Source organism: Lignipirellula cremea, assembly GCF_056501455.1.
On record NZ_CM151415.1, the window covers coordinates 2,046,826 to 2,066,598 of the forward strand.

Annotated in this window: 16 protein-coding genes; 5 read left to right on the top strand and 11 right to left on the bottom strand. The window is 65.0% G+C overall.

Features of this window, described 5'->3' with window-relative positions; genetic code table 11:
• The first annotated feature begins 55 nt into the window (after positions 1-55).
• Positions 56-1,075 (top strand): SDR family oxidoreductase, encoded by a 1,020-nt coding sequence (locus SH602x_RS07930; protein WP_479476273.1) that lies wholly within the window; start codon positions 56-58, stop codon positions 1,073-1,075.
• A gap of 53 nt (positions 1,076-1,128) precedes the next feature.
• Here the strand turns inward: SH602x_RS07930 and SH602x_RS07935 are convergent, their stop codons facing one another.
• Positions 1,129-4,221 carry a hybrid sensor histidine kinase/response regulator gene (locus SH602x_RS07935; RefSeq protein WP_479476274.1) on the bottom strand — a complete coding sequence of 1,031 codons (3,093 nt, stop codon included), beginning with the start codon at positions 4,219-4,221 and terminating at the stop codon, positions 1,129-1,131.
• Between the two features lie 569 nt (positions 4,222-4,790).
• On the opposite strand from SH602x_RS07935, the gene SH602x_RS07940 reads away from it, so the two are divergent.
• On the top strand, positions 4,791-5,537 hold the full coding sequence (locus tag SH602x_RS07940) for a proteasome-type protease (protein ID WP_479476275.1): 747 nt from the start codon (positions 4,791-4,793) through the stop codon (positions 5,535-5,537).
• Entirely contained in the window at positions 5,534-6,373 is an 840-nt protein-coding gene (locus tag SH602x_RS07945; protein WP_479476276.1) for a transglutaminase-like domain-containing protein, read from the top strand. Before SH602x_RS07940 ends, SH602x_RS07945 begins: the two co-directional genes overlap by 4 nt.
• A 260-nt stretch (positions 6,374-6,633) precedes the next feature.
• On the opposite strand, the gene SH602x_RS07950 is transcribed toward SH602x_RS07945, so the two are convergent.
• Positions 6,634-6,882: a hypothetical protein gene (locus tag SH602x_RS07950; protein ID WP_479476277.1), complete on the bottom strand. Its 249-nt coding sequence runs from the start codon at positions 6,880-6,882 to the stop codon at positions 6,634-6,636.
• A gap of 112 nt (positions 6,883-6,994) precedes the next feature.
• A complete protein-coding gene (locus tag SH602x_RS07955; RefSeq protein WP_479476278.1) occupies positions 6,995-7,828 on the bottom strand; it encodes a transglutaminase-like domain-containing protein in 834 nt (277 codons plus the stop codon).
• Between the two features lie 201 nt (positions 7,829-8,029).
• Here SH602x_RS07955 and SH602x_RS07960 point away from each other — a divergent pair, with 201 nt between their 5' ends.
• On the top strand, positions 8,030-8,254 hold the full coding sequence (locus SH602x_RS07960) for a hypothetical protein (protein ID WP_479476279.1): 225 nt from the start codon (positions 8,030-8,032) through the stop codon (positions 8,252-8,254).
• 88 nt (positions 8,255-8,342) lie between these two features.
• Here SH602x_RS07960 and SH602x_RS07965 read toward each other — a convergent pair whose 3' ends face one another.
• The 7 genes from SH602x_RS07965 to SH602x_RS07995 form a co-directional block, all read right to left on the bottom strand.
• Positions 8,343-9,299: an acyl-CoA desaturase gene (locus tag SH602x_RS07965; protein WP_479476280.1), complete on the bottom strand. Its 957-nt coding sequence runs from the start codon at positions 9,297-9,299 to the stop codon at positions 8,343-8,345.
• Between the two features lie 296 nt (positions 9,300-9,595).
• Positions 9,596-11,242, bottom strand: coding sequence for an FAD-dependent monooxygenase (locus tag SH602x_RS07970; RefSeq protein ID WP_479476281.1), 1,647 nt, complete (start codon positions 11,240-11,242; stop codon positions 9,596-9,598).
• 10 nt (positions 11,243-11,252) lie between these two features.
• Positions 11,253-12,197 (bottom strand): NAD-dependent epimerase/dehydratase family protein, encoded by a 945-nt coding sequence (locus tag SH602x_RS07975; protein ID WP_479476282.1) that lies wholly within the window; start codon positions 12,195-12,197, stop codon positions 11,253-11,255.
• Positions 12,198-12,390: 193 nt separating this feature from the next.
• The gene (gyrA, locus tag SH602x_RS07980) at positions 12,391-15,264 is read right to left on the bottom strand and encodes a DNA gyrase subunit A (protein ID WP_479476283.1); all 2,874 of its coding nucleotides are present in this window, start codon (positions 15,262-15,264) and stop codon (positions 12,391-12,393) included.
• Positions 15,265-15,620: 356 nt separating this feature from the next.
• Complete coding sequence (locus SH602x_RS07985; protein WP_479476284.1) at positions 15,621-15,851, bottom strand: hypothetical protein; 231 nt, start codon at positions 15,849-15,851, stop codon at positions 15,621-15,623.
• On the bottom strand, positions 15,852-16,445 hold the full coding sequence (locus SH602x_RS07990; protein ID WP_479476285.1) for an ATPase: 594 nt from the start codon (positions 16,443-16,445) through the stop codon (positions 15,852-15,854).
• Between the two features lie 62 nt (positions 16,446-16,507).
• Entirely contained in the window at positions 16,508-17,764 is a 1,257-nt protein-coding gene (locus SH602x_RS07995) for a hypothetical protein (RefSeq protein WP_479476286.1), read from the bottom strand.
• A 430-nt stretch (positions 17,765-18,194) separates the two neighbouring features.
• Between SH602x_RS07995 and SH602x_RS08000 the strand changes: the two genes are divergently transcribed.
• Positions 18,195-19,082 (top strand): hypothetical protein, encoded by an 888-nt coding sequence (locus tag SH602x_RS08000; protein ID WP_479476287.1) that lies wholly within the window; start codon positions 18,195-18,197, stop codon positions 19,080-19,082.
• Positions 19,083-19,151: 69 nt separating this feature from the next.
• Here the strand turns inward: SH602x_RS08000 and SH602x_RS08005 are convergent, their stop codons facing one another.
• Positions 19,152-19,559, bottom strand: coding sequence for a response regulator (locus SH602x_RS08005; RefSeq protein ID WP_479476288.1), 408 nt, complete (start codon positions 19,557-19,559; stop codon positions 19,152-19,154).
• Positions 19,560-19,773 lie beyond the last annotated feature (214 nt).

Below are 19,773 nucleotides of genomic sequence, written 5' to 3' on the forward strand. Positions count from 1 at the left end.
TCATTCGCACGCTGCTCTGCCCAACGTCTCCCTCCACATCAGATCGGAGCCGATCGTGAACACGAACGAACGAAACGCCACGTCGACCCGCCGAGGATTCATCGCCTCGGGCGCCGGACTGGCCGCGAGCGCGGTCGCCGGGACGGCGCTGGGACAATCAAGGCAAGCCAGCGAAGGGAAGGAAGTTTCCGTGCGTCCGAACATGCAGAATCCGCTCAAGCAGTACCCGCAGCCGCCGTTCAAGAATCAACCGCAGGAGTGGCCCGGCCTGTCGTCGAAGATGGAACCTGTCCCGGATTACGGCGAAGAGTCGTACCAGGGTTCGGGCAGACTTCAGGGGCGTAGGGCGCTGATCACGGGAGGCGACTCCGGCATCGGACGCGCGGCGGCGATCGCGTTCGCTCGCGAAGGCGCCGACGTGGCGATCAACTACCTCCCCGAGGAAGAATCCGACGCGAAGGAGGCGGTGGCGCAGATCGAGCAGGCGGGTCGCAAGGCGGTCGCGCTGCCGGGCGACATTCGCGACGAGGCGTTCTGCCAGAAGCTGGTCGCCGACGCGGTCAAGCAGCTCGGCGGGCTCGACATTCTCGTGAACAACGCGGCCTACCAGATGGCGGTCGAATCGATCGCCGACCTGACGACGGAGCAGTTCGACCGGGTCTTCAAGACCAACGTCTACGCGATGTTCTGGATCACGAAGGCCGCTGTCCCGCACTTGCCTCCCGGCGCGGCGATCGTCAACACGGCCTCGATCCAGGCGTACGATCCGTCGCCGATGCTTGTCGACTACGCCCAGACGAAGGCCTGCATCGTCTCGTTCACCAAGTCGATGGCGAAGCAGCTCGCCGAGAAGGGGATTCGCGTCAATGCGGTCGCGCCGGGTCCGTTCTGGACGCCGCTGATCCCGTCGACCATGCCCGAGAAACAGGTGCAGCAGTTCGGATCGGATAATCCGCTGAAGCGACCGGGTCAGCCGGCGGAGCTTGCTCCCACGTTCGTCCTCCTGGCGTCGCAGGAGGCGAGCTACGTCACGGGCGAAGTCTTCGGCAACGTCGGCGGAGACAAGCCGTTCTAGGCTCGAACGATGTGCGGGACATGGAGAGTTGACGCCCTCCGTTCCTCTGGGAGTCAGCCGGCGCTCTGCTTCACCTGGGCCAGGAGCGTCCGGATCTCCGTCGGTTCGGCGGGTTTGACCAAATGATAGTCGAACCCGGCTTCGGCGGTCCGGCGGCGGTCTTCGTCCTGGCCCCAGCCGGTGAGAGCGGCGAGCGCCATCGATTCGCCCCAGGGCTGCGAGCGGATGTGCTGGGCAGCTTCGTAGCCGTTCATTCGCGGCATGCCGAGATCCATCAATACGAGACGGGGACGGAACTCCGCTGCCGCTTCGATCGCTTCAACGCCGTCGTACGCGACGCGAACTTCGTCGCCGAGCCGGCGAATGAGCATCCCCAGCATGTCCGCGGCCGCGCGGTTGTCGTCGACGACGAGTACCCGCAGCTTCGCCGCCGAGTCGCTCGCGCCTTCGGACGCTTGCCCCCCCGCCGGTTCCGCCGGAGCGTCCGAGGCGACCGGAAGCGTAATGACGAATTCCGTTCCGCGCCCGACGCCCGCGCTTCGGACGTCGATCGAGCCGTCGTGCATCTCGACGAGTTTCTTGACGAGGGTCAGTCCGATACCGAGCCCCTTGGAGCCCCGTTCGAGCGCGCCATCGAGCTGCGCGAACATCTCGAAGATTCGCTCGCGCATCTCTTCCGGGATGCCGATGCCGTCGTCGCGGACGGTCAGCGACACGAACTTCGCGCGGCCGTTCGTCGGACGAGGCGAATCGAGAGCGAGTTCGATGCGCCCGCCGTCGGGCGTGAACTTCACGGCGTTGTTCAGCAAGTTCGACACGACCTGTGCCAGCCTCGCCGGGTCGGCGTTCACGAAGATCGGGTCCGGCGGGAGCGAAATCGACAGCCGGTGCCCCGCCTCTTCGACGAGCGGCTGGATCGATTCGACCGCGCTTCGCACGACGTCCGCGAGCCCGACGCGCGACCGGCGGAGTTCGAGCTTTCCCTGCGTGATGCGCGAAATTTCGAGCAGGTCGTCGATCAGCCGGACCATCTGAAGCGTCTGGCGCTCCATCACGTCGCGGAGTTCGTCGACCTCCGCCGGGTCGTCCTTGAGGAGTTTCAGCAGTTCGAGCCCCGACCGGATGGGGGCGAGCGGATTTCGCAGCTCATGCGCGAGCGTCGCCAGGAATTCGTTCTTGCGACGATCGGCCTCGGACAGATCGGCCGCGATCTTGCGCAGTTCGTTCTGCGTCCGCTTGCTCTCGGTCACGTCGACGGTCACGCCGTCGAAGCGCCGAGGCGATCCATCAGCCGCGTAGAACGTGCGACCGATCGCGCGGATCCAGAACTCGGCGCCGCTCTCGGCGTGGACCGTGCGATAGTCGATGTCGTACGGCGTTCGGCCGGCTATGCTCCGCTCGATCGCCGCGCGGGTCATCTCACGGTCTTCGGGATGAATGCGTTCGTAGAACGTTTCGATCGTGACCCGGGCATCCGCTGCGAGGTGAAAGTGCGACTTGGTCGTCTCGTCCCATTCCAGGACGTCGAACGGAAGATCGCAGTACCAGAAGCCGACGCCGCTCGAACGCCGCACGAAGTCGAAACGCTCTTCCGCGTCGCGAAGTTTGGCCGCCGCCTCGTTGCGCTCTGTCAGGTCGAGCATGGCGCCCACCATGCGGGAGGCCTTGCCGGCGGCGTCCCGAACCACGTGCCCTCGATCGAACACGGCGACGTATCCCCCCTCGGCGTGCCGAAAGCGATACTCGCTCGCCCAGTTATCCGAGTTAGCCGTTCCGTCGATGACGGCATGAATGTCATGCGAGATGCGGTCGCGATCGTCCGGATGAATTCGCTCGAGCCACCAGTCTCCGGCGGGGCCGACCTGGTCCTCCGAATAACCGAATAGCTTGCAGACGCCGGGATTCCAGACGACCTCGTTCGTGCGGAGATTCCAGTCCCAGATGGCGTCGTGCGACGCTTCGCCGATCAGACGATATCGCTCTTCGCTCTCGCGCAGACGGGCTTCGGAGCGCTTTTTCTCCGTCATGTCCCGCGTGACGGCGAGATGGGCGGTCGTGCCGTCGGGCATATGCACAGGCACGGCGTGCGTCTCCATATGCCGGCGACTGCCTTTGAGCCCGATGACGTCGAACTCGAAGCGCTCGGAGGCGCCGGCGCAAATGCGTGCGTTGAAGTCCGTCCAGGCCTGGCGATGTTCCGGCGAGATGACGTCGTAGACGCAGGCGCCCGATACGGCTTCGAAATCGTCGGCCTCGATCATTCGCAGCCCGGCGTCGTTCATCAGGAGCAGGCTTCCGTCGGCGCTGACGACCTTCACGCATTCAGGCGTGGCCTGAACGATCGCGCGCAGGCGCTCCTCGCTGCGACGCAGTTCCTCCCTCGCCTGCTTTTGTTCCGTCACGTCGCGGAAGACCAGGACCGCTCCGCGAGGCGCTCCCTCGCCGTTCCGGATCGGGGCGGCGCTGTCGTCGATCGGGCGGACGGAGCCGTCTTTCGAGATCAGCAGCGTGTGGTTCGCCAGGCCGACGATCGTTCCTTCGCGGAGCGCCCGGATCGCGGGGTTTTCCACGACGGCGCCGGTCTGTTCGTTGACGATATTGAAGACCGTCGTGAGCGGCACGCCCCGGGCGTCGCCGTCGGACCATCCGGTGAGCTTTTCGGCGACAGGGTTGAGGAACGTCACGTTGCCTTCGGCGTCCGTGGCGATCATCCCGTCGCCGACGCTGGTCAGCGTCGTCTGAAGCAGTTCCTTCTGGGCCTTGAGTTCCTCCTCCGAGCGGCGGCGTTCGGCGACCTCCGTTTCGAGCCAGCGACGCTTTCGCCGGATACGTTCGAACAGCCAGGAGAAGAGCAGGCCCTCGGCGACGAACAGGACGATCCGCGCCCAGTCGCCCGGATGGTTGATCAGGAGCGACCGTTCCGGCGTCAGGAAGAAGTAGGCGCCGATGACGACACAGATCGCCGTGGCGAGCATGCCCGGGCGAAACCCGCCGACCCAGGCGGCCGCGATCACCGCGGGAGTGAGCAGCATCAGCGGCGCGACGTCCCCCAATACGGGCGACATCGCGAATCGTACGAGCAGGGCCAGCAACGACGCGCCGACGGCGACCGCGTATCCCATCCCGGGGGCTTCGAACTGCTTCATCGGGTCGGCGGGAACGCGAAGGGACGAAAGGTCGTGGCCGGACGGAAATTGTATTCGCCCGTCCAGAGATTCCTAAGCGCCGGCTTCGCCGATTCGCCCGGACGCGAGGGCATCGAGGGTATTCCACCGGGAACCATCTGCTGTCAACGCTATCCTCTCGGTGACCCGTCCTCGAGCATTTCGCGAAAGATACGATCGATTCGGCGCCGGACGCCACGTTCCAGCCCCTCGCGCGTGCGGCTCCCTTCCGGCAGGCAAATCCAGCAGAGCTGCACGCTGCCGAAGGTCGACATCCGCCGTTCCAGGGCCGAGCAGCCTTCGCGTCTGGTCGCCCGAGGCCGGGTCCTCGTCAGGCAGTAGCAGAGAAATTCGCTCCCTGGGATCTACGGCCGGCAGGTTCGCTTCGCCAACCCTTTACGATAACGTCCGCTACGTCGACGGTTTCGTCCTTCCGGCGCCCGACGTCGACGTGAAACGAATGGCCTGCGGCGGCTTCCGGATCGCTTCGAGCGCGACGGATCGATCGCGCGCCGTCGCGACGCTGCCGCCTATTTCTGAATGAGACGACGATGACGTTCTGTACGGGAATCCTGGTTCGGGACGGACTGCTCGCGCTCGCGGATACGAAAATCGTCAAGGGCGAAGAGCATCTCACGAGGGGCAAACTCTCCTCGAGCGTCACCGACGACGGGCAATGGTGGCTCATGACCTCCGGCCTGCGGTCGGTACGGGACAAGGCCGTCACGTATCTCGATCGCGAGTTGGCGGAACTCGATTCGCCGCCGATCTTCCTGTACGAACTCGCCAACCGCTTCGGCGCCCAGCTACGGCGAGTCCGGGACGAGGACGGTCCGTCGCTCGCGGCGAGCAATTTCACGTTCAACCTCCACGCCATACTCGGCGGACAGATGTCGGGCGATGCCAAGCCCCGGATGTATTACATCTATCCGGAGGGGAACTGGATCGAGTCGACCGACGACAGCCCCTATTTCATCATCGGACGCACGCATTACGCCAAGCCGATCCTCGATCGGCTGCTGACGGTCGACACGCCCCTGCGTCAGGCGGTGGCCCTGGCGTTTTTGGCGTTCGACGCGACCAAGGCGAGCGTCACGGACGTGGGCTATCCGATCGACCTGCTCGTCTGCGAAGCTATGAGTCGACGCTTCAATCAGCGTCGGTTCGAGGAACAGGACCTGGGGCAGATCAGCGCGTGGTGGCGGCAAGCGCTGGTGACGGCCCTGGCGGACTTTCCCTTCGAACGGTTCGACCGGTTACTCGATTTCTCGCAGTTCGAGAAAGGGTTCGATTCGTGAGAGAAATTGCCGTCGGGTGCGACCTCCAGTACGAAGTGACTGCACCGACCACGTTTCTGTTCGACGTGAGCGTCGCCCAGACGAGTCGCCAGAGCGTGGTGCAGGAGAACCTGACCTTCACGCCGAACGTCGATGCACAGGCGTTCGAGATCGGCCTGATGCAGAATCGCGTCCATCGCGTGCGGGTGGAACCCGGCCCGTTCACGCTGCACTACGAGGCCCTCGTACAGATGGCAGGGGACGTCGATTCGGCCGATTCGCTGGGCGAGCAGCCCTATCGCGATCTACCGCCCGACGTGCTGCCGTTTCTGAATCCGAGCCGCTACTGCGAATCGGACGAACTGGCGAACTTCGCGATGAGCGAGTTCGGTTCCCTGCCGCAGGGATACGCTCGCGTGAAAGCGATCTGCGACTGGACCTTCAACCATCTGGCGTACGTCTCCGGGTCGACGGACGGCACGACCTCCGCGTCGGACGTCCTGCTCGCCCGGCAGGGCGTCTGTCGGGACTTCGCCCACCTGTCCATCGCGCTCTGCCGCGGACTCAGCATCCCGGCCCGGTACGTCAGCGGGTACGCGATCGACCTGCAGCCGCCGGACTTTCACGGCTTCTTCGAGGCCTACCTGGGCGAACGGTGGTACCTGTTCGACGCGACCCGGCTGGCGCCTGTCGGCGGGCTGGTCCGCATCGCCGCCGGCCACGATGCCGCGGACGTCCCCTTCGCGACGCTGATGGGCTCGGCGAACCTGCTGTCGAAGTCCGTCTGGGCCAACCCCGCCGGCCAGCAGCCGATTCCGCAGACGGACTCGCAGGGCGATGCCATTTCGACGGCGTAAGCCTGGAACGCGATGAACGATCCTGCGCGATCGTCGGCGGACAAGGCGCTGACGACATCCGTCGGGAGCCTTAGACGCGCGGGCCGTTAAAGGCGGCTGGCGACGATCGCGAACGTCGTTGCGGCGATAGCGAGCAAGGAAGCGATCAGCCAGTATCCAGCGCCGGCGATCACTGCCGATATGACCCCCGCGACTGTCCAAGCCATCAGGACAGAGGGCTCTCGAAACGCCATGTCAGTTTCGACCCGAGCGAAGCGACCTCACTCCTCGACCCCCGCAGGCTTCGCGTCGGGCTTGTAGTACGTTTCGTGCCAGGTCCAGCCGCACTTGGGACACGGAAGGTAGCGATAGGGCTTTCCGGCAGCTTTCCAGCGAATCCCGCCGGAATCCCAGACGGAAACCTCGCGTCCGCAGGGACACCGCATCATCCAGCGTCGCGACTCGGCTTCCATCGAGTCGCTCCAACTCTTCGGCAGCACGGCCTGGAACAGTTTCTGAACGGCGCTCATTGAGTGGCCCCGACATAGGAACGCGAGCGGCCGAAGAGGACGGCAGAGCTACAGCATAACCCCCGTCGCGACTCGCTTCGTCGCGAAGCGGCGCCCGATCTCAGCCGCCCGATCAGCGCAGCGGACTCGCCGTCGGCGCGGTGACGTCGTCGGTCCAGACCTTGAACGATTGCAGACGATTGACGCCGAACGTGGTCGTGAGCGCGACGTCCGCCGCGTCGCGCCCGCGGGCCATCAGCACCCGCCCGATGCGAGGCGTGTTGTTCCGCGCATCGAACGCGTACCACTGGCCGCCGAGGTAGGCTTCGAACCAGGCGCTGAAGTCCATCGGATCCGCCGCCCGGGGCACGCCGATATCGCCGAGGTAGCCCGTGCAGTAGCGGGCGGGAACGTTCAGGCACCGGCAGAACGTGATCGCCAGATGCATGTAATCCCGGCAGACGCCGACTCGCTCGCGATAAACCTCCAGCGCCGAACGGTTAGCCCGCGCCTGCTGGTAGTCGAAGCGAATATGGCGATGGACGAAGTCGCAGACCGCCTGCACGCGAGCCCAGCCGGGAGTCGTCTGCGAGAAGAGCGACCAGCCGATATCCTTCAGTTCGCTGTCGACCTCGCAGTAGCGACTGGCCAGCAGAAACTGCAGCGTCTCCTGCGGCAGATCCTGCACGTTGATTTGCGGCGCCGACGGAACCTGCAGATCAGGCAAGCCGCAGTCGTCGACGATCGCGTCGTTGCGGAATCGCACGCGGCCGGCAGGCACGACCGCCCTGCCGCAGCGATTGCCGTAGTTATCGAAGTACTGCTGCACCGGCGTAGGCGGATCGATCGTGAGCGCCTCCGCCTTGCGGACGGTCGGATCGCGCAGCGGATGCAGATTCAGCATCAGCAGCAGCGCGGTCGGCTCCGGGAACTCGAAATCGATCTCGCATCCGACATGAATTAGCAAAGCGACCTGCTCGGTGACGACGGGCGTGGTGAAGACGCCATCGTAACGTTCCTGTCCGCGTAGGGCCGGACCAAATCCGAAACGAGAAATTCTGGAATAGGCAGCGAACGGTACAATCGACGCCCGTCAGGCAGGAGGAGACGCGATTCGGCGCATCGAATCCGCTTCTTCGTCGCCGACCGCTCTTCGAACGGAATCGCGATGAACGACGAACCGGCTGCGCACGCCTCGGATCCAGCGGCGGCGAATCGTCAGTCCCTGGAAGTCCCGTTCCGGATGAGCCTGCGGGATTACTTCGCCGGACAGGCGCTGGCGGGTCTCTGCGCGTCGTCGAACGAGCCCGCGACCGGACTGGCGCTCCAGCGGAGAATGGCGGAGACCGCCTATCAGATCGCCGACGCGATGGTCGCCCGCAGCGCCGAGTAGGATCCGCCGCGCAGCCGGACGACGTTCGCGTGCCATGCCCGCCTCTTCGAAGGAGGCGGGGTTTGCAGTCAGTCGACTCTGACCGGTCCTACGCCGTATTGCGCTTCTTCGCCACGGCTTCGGCGGTCGGCAGCTTCAGGTTCCAGGCGAGCCCGAAAACTTCGAGCGTCTTGATGAACCAGTAGCTGGCGTCGATCTCCCACCACCTCAGGCCATGGCGGGCCGACGTCGGGAAGGCGTGGTGCGTGTTGTGCCAGCCTTCGCCCAGCGCGAGGATGCCGACGAGGACGTTGTTGCGGCTTTCGTCGCCGCTCTTGAAGGGCTGCTCGCCCCACAGATGGCAGATGGAGTTCACGCTCCAGGTCACATGGTGGACGAGAAACACGCGAACCAGGCCGCCCCAGATCAGACCGGTCAACGCGCCGGTCCAGCTCTGCGTGACGATCCCCCCGAAGGCGGCGGGCAGGACGAAGCCCAGCACGGCCCACAGGGGGAACAGAACGCTCGCCGTGCAGAGCGTTCTGCTGGCGCGGAGGTCCTTGATGTAGCGATAGAGATCGGGCGGATCCATGCGGAAGAACCAGCCCATGTGCGAGTACCAGAAACCCTTCAGCACGCCCCACGCTCCGCCGCCGTGGTGATGGGGCGTGTGGGGATCTTCGGGCTTGTCGCTGTGCTGGTGGTGGATCCGGTGCTGGCCCGCCCACTGAAACAGCGGCCCCTGCACGGCCATCGAACCCGCGACGGCGAACAGGAACTTCACCCATCCGTACGTCTCGAACGAGCGATGGACGAACAGTCGGTGAAACCCGACCGTGATACCGCCCGCCGTCACGACGTACATGAACAGCAGCAGGGCCAGATCGGCCCAGCCGAAACCCCATCCCCACACGAAGAAGGGGGCGGACGCCGCGACGACCAGGGGGATGATGATCACGGCGAGCGTCGTCAGACGTACGCTCAGCGACACGCTTTCAGGGTGCGAAGCGTGCTCGGCGTGATCGTCGGACGCGACGGCAGCCGCGGAAAGTTGCGTTTCAGACAAGGTCGAACTCTTTAAACCGCTGGTCTTTTCAGGGGAGGCGAAGACAGGGGATTCTACGAAAGTCGAAGCTCTTTAAGCATAGAAATTCGGGGGTAATTCGCCTCGCACGCCAGCATTCGATCGCTACGGCCGTCGAATCGCACGCTACGAACTCCCTAAAGCGCCTCCGAGGAACGCTGTGCTCGGACCGATCCGGGCAGGCGAGAGCCGTTCGCCCTAAGACAGGAGCCGCTTCGACGGGCTCGCGAGCGCGGGAACAAGCCTTTCCCGACAAAGGCGAGCCGCTTCGGCTGCGTCTACCGGATCAGAACGCTATCCAGATACCGGACCAGGCCTTCGACTGTCGCCGGGTGACCGCGGTAGGCGACGTAACCGTCAGGCCGGACCAGCAATAGCGTTCGGTCGCCCGAGAAACCGAGCTCTCGACCGAGCCGATGGTCGACTTCCTGCCAGATCGACGCTCCGGAACTCTCCGGCGTTGCCCCGTCCCACGGACCGTCTCCGGCCAGAAGTACGTGTATCGCGATGACTTCCGGAAACGGTCGTACCGCCTCGCGAAACGGTTCGATCAAGGCCGAAAGAGTCTCTCGCTCCGCCGCGCCTGGTATCAGGAACAACGCGAATCGGTCGCCGCGAAGCGTCTTTAACAGGGTCGTCGCTCCGCCGGTTCGCGCGCAGGCGATCGCGGCGTCGGGGAATCGATCGCCGGATCGGATTCCGCTCGCCATCCACGGAGCGTCGGACTTCGACAGCGGACTGTCGCGATAGGCGATCGACAGTTCGGTGATCGCGTTCTTGATCCGGTCCTGCACGAAATCGAACGACGTCGCGAGACTGGCGACGTGATTGCGGAAGAACTGGGCGACCGGGTTTCGCAGCGTCGCGACGGTCGTCATCGCGGCGGCAGCGTGCAGAACCTGATCCCCGACTTCGCTTCGTTCGTGCGTATAGCTGTCGAGCAGGATTTCGTGACGACCCTGCCCTCGCTGCACGAGGGCCAGCTTCCACGCCAGGTTGAACGCGTCCTGCATGCCCGTGTTCATGCCCTGGCCTCCAGCCGGGCTATGGATGTGGGCCGCATCGCCCGCGAGGAAGACTCTGCCTTCGCGATAGTTCGCGACCTTGCGTTCGTTGATGCGGAAGCCAGCGAGCCAGATCGGATCATGCAGCGAGATGCCGCCCGGACCTCGTTCGTCCACCTTTGCCTGGACCTCGGCCAGCGTCGGGTCGGGCGGACGGTCCACGCTCCTGGTCATGCCCAAGTCGGCGATCACCCGGAATCGACTGTGCGGATCGATCGGAAAGAAGACCAAGGCGCCCTTCTCGTGCCAGAAGACGCTGACCTCGTCCCGCGCGAGCGGCCCCTCCAGACGCACGTCGGCCAGCAGCCAGTCGTTGGGGTCGGCGCTTCCGGCGAACTCCATTCCGAGCGCGTGCCGCACCGTGCTGTGCGCTCCGTCGCATCCGACGAGCCAGCCGGCTTCGACCGTCTCCAGGGTTCCGTCGGGATGGCGCAGCGAGCAGGCGACGCCGTTCGGAGCCTGTTTGAACGCCAGCAATTCGACGCTCCGCTCGACCTGGATGCCCTTCTGGGCCAGGTATTCGGACAGCAGTCGTTCGGTTTCGTTCTGCGGCAGCATCAGCGGATAGCCGAAGGGGCTCTCGACGCCGGCGATCGACAGGTGGACCAGACGCTTGCCGTCGCCATAGACGCTGACGCCGGTCGCCTGCATGCCGGCATCGACGAAGGTTGTCGCGAGTCCGAGATCGTCCAGCAGTTCGAGCGTACGACTCCAGACGACGAGAGCCTTCGACTTGTCGCTCGGCGCGGACGCCTTGTCGACGATACGGCAGGTTAACCCCTGACGCTCGATGGCCGCCGCGGCGGTCAGTCCGACCGGCCCCGCCCCGACGACGAGAACGTCTGTTCGCGATCCGCTCATGCGATCGTTTCTATGAAAGAAGCCGCTTTCGCTCCCAGGCAAGCGCGTCGCGAAGCGTCATCTCGAGCGGAGTCGCTGCCGACCAGCCGAGTTCGCCGGCGATCAGGCTCACCTCGCCGATCGGCTGACGGCTGACGCCGGGCCGAAGTTCGCGGATCTCGCGAGGCGGAGGCGACAGACGCTGAAAGGCGGCCAGCAACTCCCGTCCGGACGTCCGGCGGCCGCTGGCGACGTTGACGATGCGTGCAGGACGGTCATGCGTCGCGAGAAGTTCGTACGCGCGGACCACGTCGCGGATATCGGACAAGTCGAGTTCCGCGTCGAGCGAGAAGACCTCGACGACGGGAGCCTCCGTCGCGAACTGCGCTGCCCAGTCGGGAACGATTCGCGGACGCTTCTGCCGGGGGCCGGCGTGTTGAAACGAACGCGCGATTCGCAGATCGAGACCCGACGTCGATGCCAGTTCGGCGAGGCGCTCTTCGGCCTCCAGCTTCGTCCGACCGTAAGCCGTATTCGGGCGAGCGGGGCATCGCTCGGAGACGGGACGTCCGTTGGCCGCCGAGTCGCCGTAGACCAGGCAACTGCTGACGAAGACGAAGCGTGCCGTCGGCGCCGCGGCCAGCACGATCTCGGCCGCTCGGATGGGACCGACGGCGTTCACCGCGATCGCTTCCGGCGAAGGGGAGTACCGCCCGCACAGCGACGGCGTGCTGATTCCGGCGAGATGAAAGAAGACGTCGGGAGGATCGACGGCGAGAGCGTTTCGTACGTCGCTCGGCGCCGGTTCGCTGACGTCCCAGCGAAACAGGGGGAAGCGTTCCGGTCGGTCGGGTGCGTAGTCGCGGGGCCACGTTCCATGCAGCGACGATCCGGCCACCGACCAGCCTTGCGCCGCCAGACGCTCCGCCAGGTGCCCGCCCGAGAAGCCCGTGATACCGGTGACGAACGCTTTCAAGATCGGGCTCGGGAAGCGGTCCAAAAAGACGATGGCGAGCGGGGGATGCGAATCCCCCGAGGCGGAGAGCGGATCTACTCGGGGAGGTCGTCGCTCACCGATTGAGGCCGTAGCATGCGGGATCCGGGCGCCGCTTCGAGCGACGGCCTCGGGGGACTTGCGTCCCCCGCTCGCCGATTCGCGTAGCGAACCGTCACTCGGTCGCTTCCCCGTCGCCGGCGTCGGGAGAGACTTCGGATCCTTCGTCGAACGGATCGCCCTCCGCGGAGACTTCCAGTCGGGGGACGCCCTGGCCGGCGAGAATCTCCGCGGCTTCGCTGATTTCGGGCGATTCTTCGCTAGGGACGAACACGACGCCGACGATCGAATCGCCTTCGTCGAGCGACATGATCCGCACGCCCTGGGTGTTGCGACCGATGACGCTGATCTCGGCGACGCGAAGGCGCTGGATCTTGCCCTGCGCGGTCATGACGATCACCTCGTCGTCATCGTCGACCTTGCAGACGCCGACGACCTTGCCGTTTCGCGCGGTCGTCTTGATGTCGATGATCCCCATCCCGCCGCGGGTCTGGGTGCGATAGCGATTGGAGGAGTTGTTTCCTTCCTCGCCGCCTTCTTCCTCCGCGCTGTCGGCCGCGGCGTCGACGGGCGCTTCGTCGACCGCGACTGCCTCGTCGCCCTCTTCGCCGTTAGTTTCGTACTCGCCGATTTCTGCATCGTCCGAAGGACGTACAGGAGCATTGGGACCGAAGTAGGTTCGCTTGCCGTAACCCCGTTCGCAGACTGTCAGCAGCGTCGCGTCAGGATCGGTGATGACCATGCCGACGACATAGTCGTTCTTCTTGAGCTTGATTCCGCGAACGCCGGAGGTGTTGCGCCCCATCGCGCGAGCGTCCCCTTCGCGGAATCGGATCGCGCGTCCCGACGCCGTTTCGATCAGCACCTCTTCGTGCTTGCGAACGACTTCGACGTCGATCAGTTCGTCCCCTTCGCGGAGCTTGATCGCGATGATGCCGCCCCGCTTGGGCCGGCTGTACTGGGCGAGGTCCGTCTTCTTGACCAGGCCTTCGCGCGTGAGCATCAGCAGGAAGCGGTCGGCCTCCGAGAAGTCGCGAACCGCGCGGCAGCTCGCGATCTTCTCCCCTTCGGCGAGCGACAGCACGTTGGAGATGAACTTCCCCTTGCCGTCGCGCTTGCCGAGCGGAGCCTCGTACACCTTGAGCCAGTAGACCTTGCCGACGTTGGTGAAAATCAGCAGGTAGGCGTGCGTGCTGGCGACGAAGAGATGCTCGACCGGATCCTCTTCTTCGACCTTGGCGCCCTTGATTCCCTTGCCGCCGCGGCGCTGTGCCTGGTAGGTGTTCGACGGCGTGCGCTTGATGTACCCGCGATGAGAGATGGTGACCACCATGCTCTCTTCGGGGATCAGCGCGTCGAGATCGAAGTCGCCGATCTCTTCGTGGTCGATGACCGTCCGGCGGGCATCGGCGTGCTTGCGTTTGATCTCCAGCAGGTCCTCGCGAATGATCGCGCGGATGTTGTCGTCGTCCGACAGGATCCGGAGCAGTTCGCGGATCTTCGCCAGAAGCTCCGCATGCTCGCCGGCGAGCTGTTCCTGGGCCAGGTTGACGAGCTGCCCCAGCGTCATGCGAAGAATGGCTTCGGCCTGTACGGCGGTCAGGCCATAGGTCGCCGCGACGCCGCGCTCGTCCTGGAAAATGGCGAAGCCTTCGGCGCCGAGCGCCCGCTCCATCATGGAGGCCGGCACCTCGACGCCCATCAGGCGGACCTTGGCCTCCGCCTGCGTCCGCGAACTGCGGATGATGCGGATGATCTCGTCGATGTCGGCGAGCGCGAGAAGCTGACCCTCGATGACGTGCTTGCGGCGCCGGGCTTCGTTCAGGCGATACTGCGTCCGCCGGCGGATGACCGTCACGCGATGCCGCAGGAACTCTTCCAGCAGCCCGATGATCGACATCACCCGCGGCTTGCCGTCGACGAGCGCGAGCAGGATGATCGAGAACGTGTCCTGCAGCGGCGAGAACTGGTAAAGCTGGTTGAGGACGACCTCCGGGTCGGCGTCCCGTTTCAGGTCGATCACCAGGCGGACCGGCTCTTTCAGGTCGCCGTGGTTGGTGATGTCGACGATCCCCTCGATCTTCTTGTCGTTGATCAGCTTCACGATCCGGTCGCGCAGCGGATCGATCGTCTGCTGATAGGGGAGCTCGTTGACGACCAGTCGCTTCCGCGGCGTCTCCTCGATAGTGACCTTCGCGCGAACGCTGATCGTGGAGCGACCGGTCAGATAGCCCTGAACGATCGAGGCGCGTCCGCAAATGGTGCCGCCCGTGGGGAAGTCGGGACCGGGAAGCAGTTCCAGAATTTCTGCTAGCGTGGCGTCGGGATCGTCGATCAGCTTGACGAGGGCGTCGACCGTCTCGCCCAGATTATGCGGCGGGATGCTGGTCGCCATGCCGACGGCGATGCCGCCCGCGCCGTTGACGACGAGGTTCGGGAATTTCGACGGCAGGACGGTCGGCTCGGTCCGGCGTTCGTCGTAGTTCGGGACGAAGTCGACCGTGTCTTCGCCGAGATCTTCGAGCATCAGCGCGGCGATCGGCGACAGGCGAGCTTCCGTATATCGCATCGCCGCCGCGGGGAGGCCGGTGACCGAACCGAAGTTCCCCTGCTTGTCGATCAGGATGTGCCGCATGTTCCATTCCTGGGCCATGCGGACGAGCGTCGGGTAGATGACGCTTTCGCCGTGCGGGTGGTAGTTGCCGCTGGTGTCGCCCGAGATCTTGGCGCACTTCACGCGGGCGGCGCCCGGGCGCAGATTCAGGTCGTTCATCGCGACCAGGATGCGGCGCTGCGACGGCTTGAGTCCGTCACGAACGTCCGGCAGCGCCCGGCTGACGATGACGCTCATCGAGTAGGTGAGATACGACGTCCTGAGCTCTTGCTCGATCGAACGCTCGATCAGGCCGTTACCGGCGCCTTCGCCGCGGCCTTCGTCCTCCAGCGGGAGGCCGATGTCGTCCGAACCGGGGGGGAGATCGTTAGACAACGAACAGGTCCTTCCGAGAAACCGACGCCCCTGGAACTTAGCCGACGCAGCGCGCACGGCGCCCGCGAACGGGGACCGGAGCGGCGGTCTGACGCCTCGCCGACGGGCGAAGCGAGTCGCGAACGAAAATCGCGACGAGGCAAGCGTTTAGGGCCGAATGAGCGACTGGCTCAATCTACCCGATTCCAGCGGCCTCGACAATCGGGGAGCGGCCGTCGACGACTGGCGCAAGTGCCGCTTTGGAAATGACTTACGCCGCGATCTTCGCAGGCGGGAGGATTAGCGAGGCGAGCGAGAGGGGAAAGGCCCGGAAAGATGGCGCCTGGACGCGTGCGGAGTCAGAGCGAGCCGCACGCTCAGGCCGTTCCTTCGGCCTCCGAAGAAGCGTCGGAGGACGCCTGCCTGGCGAACGGATTCACGTCCGTAACCGTGCCGTCGGGAAGCTCCCAGAGCTTGCGTCCATCGCGGACGAAGACCAGCGGCACGCCCTTTCGTCGATGGGCATCTCGTGCCGCATGAAACGCCGCCTCGGAGATCGCGTCGAGCTCTTCGAGCGAAACCTGCCCTTTCTGCGGATCGTGGAGCACTTAACTCTCCTCGGCGAATGATGAAAGGAAGAGGCGAAGCAGATGATCGTTGAGCGTGACGAAGTTTTCAGGCTGACCCTGCGCCACTGGAACCCGCGTCTCCAGTGCATTGTAGACAAGTAGAAACACGTCGGCCAAAGGTCGATACAGTTCCCAGAAGTTCCGCAGGCTTCTCGAGTAACGACGGCGAATGTCTGCAGGCGGAACGAAGTGACCGCCCATTGCGATTCGCGTTTCGACTCGACTTACAGCAGATTCTGCCGAATCGAGAAAGCAGAACACTATTTCGACCCGGTAGCCTGCGGCTTTCGCTGCTTGAATCTCGTGTCGAAACGTGCGGCCGGAGAGCGTCGACTCCACGATGAACGACTCGCGCCGCACGACGCAGTCATAGAACCGCTCGATGAAGAGCCGGCCCGCCTCCATCCGCACGGCATACGGATCGTCCGGCGAAAGCTCGTAGGCGATCTCGTCGGCGCCGAGATAGGTGAAGTCGCGTTGCGCCTGGAACTGGCGCACGAACGTCGTCTTACCCGCGCCGTTCGGTCCGCCGACGAGGATCAACTGCGACGCTGAATCGTTCGGTTCCGGCATTTCGCGAACTCTCCCTTCAGCCAGGAGCCGAAGCGAAAGCTCGCCTCGCGCGGAGGCCGATCCTACTCCATCCCTTCGGGCGCGGGGGTGTCGTCAGCGAGGCCGATCCACTCGCCGGAGAGGTAGGCGTCGTGAAAGAGCAACCAGGAACTGACGCCGATGCAGGAGCCTGCGACGGCCTGACGTCCCCACGCCTGGATCTTCCGCGTCGCCGCCGGAAGATTGACCAACGCGACGTCGAGATAGCCGAAGCGTTCGCCAGCTCCGACGGAGATGACGCAGCCGAGCGAGTCGGCTTTGAGCGCCGAATCAAGCTCTCGACCGACACGGTCGAGTTCGATTTCCCGCGTCAGAGCGCAAGGAGAAAGCTTCAGCCGGCAGAACGTCTCGCCCGCCCGCGACCAGCTTGCAGAAAAGAACAGCGGCTCCTGGAAGGCGTTCCAGAGTTCCAGGTCGAGCGTCCGCGCGGCGAGCAGATCGATCGCCTCGATCGGTTCCGCATCCTCCTCGGACAGGAACGCCGCGAGGGCGTGGCCGTTCGTCGGCAGGTCGACGTCGTTCCAGACGAGCGACGGCGTGCGACGGAAGAAGGGCTCGTCAGGCGACTTGTCGCGCAGCGCCTGGGCCGCTTGCCAGCAGGCCTCGCGCAGTTCGTCCGGCGACAGGCCTTCCTGCGGCATGGGTCGTCCGAACAGGATTTCGAAGGCGCTGCATTCCGTCGGATCAACCGGTTCGACGCCGACGAAGGCGATCCACTGGTCGACGAATTCCTCGCCCAGCAGAGTCTCGGCCGCGACGAAGGCGGCCGCGCAGTCGGTCTCCGCCGGTTCTTCGTCCTCCGTCTCCGAAAAATCGGCGCTGACGAAGCGAACCGAGAGCTTGCGGGGACCCGCGACCTCGACGAAGGCCCTCAGGTCGCGGGGTACGCGGCCCACGCGATGCTCGAGCGTATAGGGCAGCATCTCCACGCTTTCGGCCAGCCGGTGCGAGTAAAACTCCCATCCCGGAAGATCGGGCGCCCGTTCCAGCAGCGTCTGTGTCAGCGGACGGAGTTCCATGTCCGTCTCGGGCGTGATCACCAGACGGTGGGGCTTCCCGGCGGCGCCCGGGCCGATCTCCCAGCAGAGACGCGAATCGATCTGGGCCAGCCGTTCCTGCAGGCGCTCGGCGAAGAGCTGCGACTCAGGGCCGTCGATCGACGCGATCAGCGACTTCGACTCGTCCGCGAAGACCCGCCACCAGCGATCGATCAGGCGCACGTACCGCTCGCGACGGGCAACGTCGGATCGGCGCTCCGGTTCCAGGAACAGCCAGCGCATGAAAAGGCGGGAGGGAGGCGGGCGGGAGAAGGCACACGCGAAGCGAGGCGGAATAATTGTAAACGGCCTCGCCCTGCTTCGTCGCGAAATTTTTCCGCGACGGGCAGCTTCATAGCCGACGCTTACGGCTTATAGCGGCTTGACGGGAAACAAGCCGCCCCAGTTCGCGTTTCGACAAGGCACGATCGGCCGTCGAGAGCGGCAGAAAATCTTCGCCGAATCCCGGAGATTCTTCCGGCGACACATTCCCCAAGGCGGCCGCGACGTTTGCGTCGGCCTCCCAATTTCGATCCGTCGAACGCGCACGCTAATCGCGACAGGTGCGCTCTCGCCGGAGCCGCGAAGCCCGTCATTCGAACTTGACTTGCGCCAGGTGCCCGCAGTACTCACGCCGGAAGTTGGCTCTCGCCCGCCGTTGCGGAGTCTCGAAATGCTTGACCGGTCGCGACTCGCCCTGATCGCGAAGATGACCATCGCGGTGGCGGCCGCCTGCGCGCTGGGCCTGCGTGAGAGAGGCGTCATCGCCGAAGACGGAACGCTGGGCGAGATGAGAAACGCCGCGCGAGTAGATGACTCCCAGGATCAGCCTCCCCCGCGTTCTTCGAACGACGACGACAGCCGCTGCGACTGCGACGACGACTGCGCGAACCCCTTCAACGAGCTCATCGGAACGGGGTGCCTGTTCCTCGTGACGTCTCCGTTCTGGGGTCCGGTGGTGGCGATGAGCGACGACGGCGGCCGGAACGACGTATTCGTGCCGCACCCGTACTTCGACGGACGCATCGGCGGAGAGATCGCTAGCGACGTCGATCCGCCCGTCCGCAGCAAGTCGTGGGGCGGACGCTTTCTCGCAGACTACGCCGACGACTTCCAGGGAGTCCAGGGAGTCGGCGGGCGACTGCTCCTGCAGAACGCCTACCGCTTCGGCCTCGACTCGGAGTTCGTCTACCGCGCTGAAAGCCTCGGCGCCTCGCGGTCGGACGAGTTTTGGAACGGCGACGCGAACGCCACGTTCCGCTTCGCTCAGTGCGACTGGGGACAGATGCGGACCGGCCTGGGCATCAACTGGCTGGCCGATCCGGGCGGGACCGACCTCGGCGTCAACTTCACCTACGGCGGCGACTTCTACCCAGTGCGGCCGTTCGTGCTGTCAGCCGATCTCGACCTGGGGACGCTGGGAGAAGCGTGGCTCGTTCATTTCCGCGCGACCGGCGGCGTCGAGTGGCGCGGCATGGAGGTCTTCGCCGGTCTCGACCACTACCGACTCGACGACGTCGGCCTGACCGGCCTGGTCAGCGGCGTCCGCGTCTGGTTCTGACAGACGCCGACCCACCCTTCTGCACCGAAACGCTCGGCGAACATTCTCGCCGCCAGATGAAGCGAGCGCTCAGTTCCGCTCGTCCAGTTCCCAACCGTACTGTCGCCGCATGGCCTCGAGCACCAGATCGAACATCACGCGGAAGCCGAACGGCTTCGACAGGGCGGCGAACGCCTGTTCCTCGCGGGCCTGATGGGCGATCAGGTCGGTCAATGCCGCGGTCATCAGGATGCAGGGAAACGGCGCGATCTCCAGCGTGCGGAGACGATGCAGCGTTTCCAGCCCCGTCAGCCGGGGCATGTGCATGTCGAACAGCGCGACGTGAATCGGCTGGGACCTGACGATCTCCAGCGCTTCCTCGCCGTCTGCTGCATACAGCGTGCGGAACCCCCGGTCGGCGAACGCTTCCCCGAGAGATTCTCGGAAGGAGCGGTCGTCGTCGGTGATCAACAGCGACGGCGAAGGATGGGGAAGCATGAACTCGTTCTCGAAGCGACGACGACCGTTCCCGGCGTCGCACCTCCGAAGGTCAATTGGTAGCGGAAGTCCGCGGGCAGCAGGAAATCATCGCGTCGAAGACTGCCCAATCGCGATTCCCTGTCGAATCGGCAGGGTTGAACGCGATTTCGGCACGCGAGTTCTTCGGATGCAAATCCAGCGCCTGAACGCTTCTATTGTATCTCGGCCCTGC